The organism is Stenotrophomonas maltophilia group sp. Smal13 (assembly GCF_030236855.1).
GTDB lineage: Bacteria > Pseudomonadota > Gammaproteobacteria > Xanthomonadales > Xanthomonadaceae > Stenotrophomonas > Stenotrophomonas maltophilia_A.
This window is the reverse complement of the sequence record NZ_JASJSQ010000106.1, coordinates 11,679-16,587: the sequence shown is the minus strand read 5'-3', so window position 1 is coordinate 16,587 and position 4,909 is coordinate 11,679. Positions and strand designations below refer to the sequence as shown.

General features: G+C 67.4%; 5 protein-coding genes and 1 pseudogene. 1 reads left to right on the top strand and 5 read right to left on the bottom strand.

All coding sequences use genetic code 11. The features are described 5' to 3' along the window. Positions 1–795 (top strand): mechanosensitive ion channel family protein (locus QRO95_RS22485; protein WP_285303512.1); only part of this gene is annotated, 795 nt, incomplete at its 5' end. Positions 796–882: 87 nt separating this feature from the next. Here QRO95_RS22485 and QRO95_RS22480 read toward each other — a convergent pair. From QRO95_RS22480 to QRO95_RS22460, 5 genes and pseudogenes are all read right to left on the bottom strand, one after another. Next, positions 883–1,997, bottom strand: a pseudogene (locus QRO95_RS22480) (alkene reductase). 208 nt (positions 1,998–2,205) lie between these two features. Beyond that, a complete protein-coding gene (locus QRO95_RS22475; RefSeq protein WP_285303511.1) occupies positions 2,206–3,078 on the bottom strand; it encodes an EcsC family protein in 873 nt (290 codons plus the stop codon). 158 nt (positions 3,079–3,236) lie between these two features. Next, positions 3,237–3,809, bottom strand: coding sequence for an oligoribonuclease (orn, locus tag QRO95_RS22470; RefSeq protein WP_107431636.1), 573 nt, complete (start codon positions 3,807–3,809; stop codon positions 3,237–3,239). 74 nt (positions 3,810–3,883) lie between these two features. Continuing rightward, the gene (tadA, locus tag QRO95_RS22465; protein ID WP_049422446.1) at positions 3,884–4,408 is read right to left on the bottom strand and encodes a tRNA adenosine(34) deaminase TadA; all 525 of its coding nucleotides are present in this window, start codon (positions 4,406–4,408) and stop codon (positions 3,884–3,886) included. 75 nt (positions 4,409–4,483) lie between these two features. Then, positions 4,484–4,843: a helix-turn-helix domain-containing protein gene (locus tag QRO95_RS22460; RefSeq protein ID WP_032129513.1), complete on the bottom strand. Its 360-nt coding sequence runs from the start codon at positions 4,841–4,843 to the stop codon at positions 4,484–4,486. Positions 4,844–4,909 lie beyond the last annotated feature (66 nt).

Below are 4,909 nucleotides of genomic sequence, written 5' to 3'. Positions count from 1 at the left end.
GCGATCGTGGTGCTGCTGGTCGGCATGTGGGTGGCGCGACGCCTGTCGAATGCGATGCCACGCGCCACCGCGCGCATGGGCGTGGACCCGATGCTGGGCAATTTCCTGCGCAACGTGGTGTACGCCGCGTCGCTGGTGATCGTGGTGGTGCTGGCAATCGGCACGCTGGGCGTGCAGATCACCCCGCTGCTGGCCGTGCTTGGCACCGCCGGCCTGGCGGTAGGCCTGGCACTGAAGGATTCGCTGTCCAACATCGCCTCGGGCGTGATGCTGGTGACGCTGCGCCCGTTCCGCGTCGGTGATGTAGTGACGGTGGCCGGACAGACCGGCACGGTGCGCGAAGTGCGCATCTTCCAGACCGTCATCACCGGTGCCGACAATCAGCACACCACCATTCCGAACACGCTGATCACCGCTGCGCCGATCATCAACCTGACCGCCGAGCCGACCCGCCGCGTCGAACTGGTGGTGGGCATCGGCTATGAAGACAACATCCAGCTGGCGCGCGACACCGCGCTGGCGCTGATGAAGGCCGACCCGCGCGTGTTGCAGACGCCGGCACCGGACGTGGTGGTGTACGAACTGGGCGCGCACGCGATCAATCTTGGCATCCGCTGCTACGTGAAGTCGGCCGACTGGTTCGGTACCAAGGTCACGCTGTTGGAGCAGCTCAAGCTGGGCTTCGACAAGGCCGGCATCAACATCCCGTATCCGCAGCAGGACATGCACCTGTACCTGCACGGCAAGGATGGCGGCGTGGTCGAGGCCGACGCGCTGGTGCGCGACAAGCCCTGATCCCAAACAGAAATGCCGGCCAGCGGCCGGCACTACCCTGCCCCGCGCACCGTGGTAGTGCCGGCCGCTGGCCGGCAACCTCCAGGATCAGGCGGCGACGCTTTCTTCCAGCGTCGCGTAATCGGTGAACCCGACCGCACCACCGCCGAAGAACGTCGCGCGATCCGGCGGGTTCAGCTCCGCCCCCAGACGCAGGCGCTCCGGCAGGTCCGGGTTGGCGATGAACGGGCGACCGAAGCCGATCAGGTCGGCCCAGCCTTCCGCCAGTGCCTGCTCGGCGCGCTCGGCGGTGTACTTGCCGGCGTAGATCAGGGTGCCCGGGTAGATCAAGCGCAGCGCCTGCTTGAACGCCACCGGCATCAGCGGTGCATCGTCCCAGTCGGCTTCGGCGATGTGCAGGTAGCCCACGCCCAGCGCACCCAGCAGGTGCGCCGCGGCCAGGTAGGTAGCCTGCGGCGTATCGTCCACCGCGCCCGCAGCGTCGTCAGCGGCGCCAGACGAACACCGACGCGGTCACCACCGGCTACTGCAGTCACCGCCTGCACGACCTCGCGCAGGAAACGCAGCCGGTTCTGCAGCGAGCCGCCATAACCGTCGCTGCGCTGGTTGGCCTGCGAGTCGATGAACTGGTTGATCAGGTAGCCATTGGCTCCGTGCAGCTCAACGCCATCGAAGCCGGCGGCCAGCGCATTGCGGGTGGCCTGCGCGTAGTCGGCGATGATGCCCGGAATCTCGGCCTCGGCCAGCGCGCGCGGCATCGAGTGCTGGATCATCTCGCCCACGCCCGCTTCCGGGCCTGCGCCGGTGGGGTCGACAAACACCTTCACCCCCTCGGCCAGCAGCGCCGACGACGACACCGGCGCGGCACCATCGGGCTGCAGGGCTACGTGCGAGACCCGACCCACATGCCACAGCTGGGCGTAGATGCGGCCACCAGCAGCGTGCACGGCGTCGGTCACCTGGCGCCAGCCCTGCACCTGCTCCGGGCTGTGGATGCCCGGGGTCCAGGCATAGCCCTGGCCCTGCGGGCTGATCTGGGTACCTTCGCTGACGATCAGGCCGGCGCTGGCCCGCTGCGCGTAATAGGCAGCCATCTCGGCAGTGGCAACATTGCCGCCTGCCGCGCGCGAGCGGGTCATCGGCGGCATCGCGATACGGTTGGGCAGGGTCAAGGCGCCCAGGCGGTGGGGGGTGAACAACATGGCGGCGATCTCTTGCGGGGGGAGTGACCGCAAGGATGGGGATGGATGCCGCAGCGCAACAGGCGGATCGCGGCAAAACAGTTGTGCCTTGCAGGCAAGGATGGCGTGGCCAGGGGTCAGAGCCCCTTCCTGCGGAACGGGATCCGACCCCGCGCGCAACCGGGGTCGGATCCCTTTGCAACGCAGAGGGCTCTGACCCCGAAGCCGGTTACAGCGTGGGCTCGATCAACGCCCCGCCATGCGCCACGCGGTCATAACAGGTGCGCACCACGTCTTCGCCGTACTTGATCTCCAGCCGGCGCACGATGAAGTGGCCGCGCGCCATGTCCTGGTAGTAGTCGGTGAACATGGTGTTCAACGTCGCACCGGCGGCCGCACCCACGATCGGCACCGCCTGTGCGGCGAATTTCTCGGTGACCACCACGCCGAAGCGCGCGGCCACCTTCTCCACCATCTTCGCCAGCAGCTTGCCGGCTTCCTTCGGCGCCACGCCCAGGGTGAGGTCGCGGCCGGTCACCACGCGCCCGGCCAACTCGGCCGACAGGTGGCGCATCACATCGGTGGTGAAGCCACGGGCCAGGTAGTAACCGGTCTCGCTGGCGTCATCGCGCGGCGAGTTGCCACCCAGCGCGAACACCTCCAGGCAGGCCTGGCGTGTGCTGAACTCGGACAGGTCGAACCCCTCGCTACGGGCCACGTCGGCTACCGCACGCATCATGATGGTGGTCGATACCGGCAGCTCGATGAACAGCGCGGCAAAACCAAAGGCGCCACCCACCGCACCGGAGGTCGCTGCCGCCAGCTTGTGCCAGCGGGTGGATGCCCCCTTGCCGGGCGTGTTGTCCATACTCCACAGCGCCGCCTGCTCCGAACTGGACGGTGCTGCCTGCACCGCACCGTGGATGCGGTTGGAGACCGAGCTGGGCAGCGCCTTCACCGCGAACTCCAGCGGCGTGCCGACCAGATTGGCCATGCGCGCGGTCAGGGTCGGCGCTTCCAGCAGGGCCACCGCCCGCTGCAGGTCAGACCAGTCGCGGGCGTCATGGGCAATGTCGCGGGGAAGCAGGATGGGCTCGTTCATGGCGCTGATCTTAGCGCCGGATAGTTGAACGGTTCGTCGCGGGGATCAGGGCCCTTTCCGCTGGAAAGGGAACCGCCCCCGGCGCCTTGCCGGCCAGCGGCCGGCACTACCAGTTCGCGTGTCACCCGGTAGCGCCGGGCCATGCCCGGCGTCGTTGTTCAGGCAACCGGCAGCCCCGACAGCGCGCCCATGAATTGGCGGTAGTGACGCAGCTCGGCGATGGAGTCATGCACATCGCTCAGCGCGGTGTGGTTGCTGTTCTTGCCAACGCCAGCGGCCACGGTCGGCGCCCAGCGCTTGGCCAGCTCCTTCACCGTGGACACGTCCAGGTTGCGGTAGTGGAAGTACTTCTCCAGGCGCGGCATCTGGCGGTGCAGGAAGCGGCGGTCCTGGCAGATGGAGTTGCCGCACATCGGCGAGAGGCCGGCCGGGATCCACTGCGCCAGGAAATTCACCGTCTGCGCTTCAGCTTGGGCAAGGGTCACCGTGCTGTCCACCACACGCTGCCACAGGCCCGAACGGCGGTGCTGGTTGCGGTTCCACTCGTCCATCGCTTCCAGCGTTTCCAGCGGATGGTGGATGGCGAATTCCGGACCTTCGGCCAGCACGTTGAGCTGGGCGTCAGTGACTACGGTGGCGATCTCGATGATCGAATCGTTGTCGGTATCCAACCCGGTCATTTCCAGGTCGATCCAGATCAGTCGTTCATTGGCCGCGCCGTTGTCCGCCATGTGTCGCCTCGTTGCTGGGCAGGCGCGCAGCCTACCGGTGATGGAAAGAGGCGCCCATCATACCCGTTCGCCCCTCAGCCCTCGCCGGCGTGGTCTTCCAGCAACAGCGGCGGCTTGCCACGCTTGGCGCGGAAATAGTTGGTCAGGCGCATGCTGGCTTCCTTGGCCAGTACCCCACCGTGGATCTCCACCCGGTGGTTGTGGCGGGCATCGCCAATGAGGTCGAACACGCTGCCGCAGGCACCGGTCTTGGGGTCGCTGGCACCGTAGACCAACCGTGCAACGCGCGCGTGCACGATCGCCATTGCGCACATCGCACACGGCTCCAGGGTCACATACAGCGTGCTGCCAAGCAGGCGATGGTTCGCCAGCAATTTTCCGCCCGCCCGCATGGCCACGATCTCGGCGTGTGCGCTGGGGTCATGCGAGGCGATGTTGAGGTTCCAGCCCTCGCCCAGCAGTTGGCCGTCGGCACCGACCAGCACTGCACCCACCGGGATCTCGTCGAACTCGCGTTGTGCGCGCTCGGCCAGCGCCAGCGCGTGGCGCATCCAGTGTTCGTCGGTGTCGTGCACCGGCACACCCAGGGCGTCGGTCATGGCGGTTCTCGCGTGTCTGCAGGGCCAGGATGGCCGCCGGGGCCGCATTGTACGCCCGCAGCCGTGCAGGCGCCGCTAGCGCGCGTCGAAGCGCTCGCGGGCAGCGTCCAGCGCCGGGAAATTGTGCTCGGCCCAACGGTCCAACGCGGTCAGGGTGTCTACCAGACTGCGCGCAACCTCGGTCAACCGGTACTCCACGTGCAGTGGCTTGCCGCCCAGATCGCAGCGCTCGATCAGGCCGTTGCGCTCCAGCTGCCGCAGGGTCTGGGTCAGCACCTTCTGCGAGATGCCTTCGATCTTCCGCAGCAGCGCACCATTGCGTTGCGGGCCCTCGGCCAATGCCGGCAGCAGCAGCATCACCCACTTGCCGGAGATCAGTGCCAGCGCATCGCGCGCCGAGCAGTCGGCGGCATAGACATCACCGGGAAAGGCCATGGTTACCTCAAAGTGCGTAATTGCCGGGGCATGCCGGCATCGCGAGGATGGTCGCACACTCCACGA

Bases quoted from the DNA above. Each gene is read 5' to 3' on its own strand.
- QRO95_RS22475 (WP_285303511.1), bottom strand. From the start codon at position 3,078: ATGAACGAGCCCATCCTGCTTCCCCGCGACATTGCCCATGACGCCCGC.
- orn (WP_107431636.1), bottom strand. From the start codon at position 3,809: ATGGCGGACAACGGCGCGGCCAATGAACGACTGATCTGGATCGACCTG.
- tadA (WP_049422446.1), bottom strand. From the start codon at position 4,408: ATGACCGACGCCCTGGGTGTGCCGGTGCACGACACCGACGAACACTGG.
- QRO95_RS22460 (WP_032129513.1), bottom strand. From the start codon at position 4,843: ATGGCCTTTCCCGGTGATGTCTATGCCGCCGACTGCTCGGCGCGCGAT.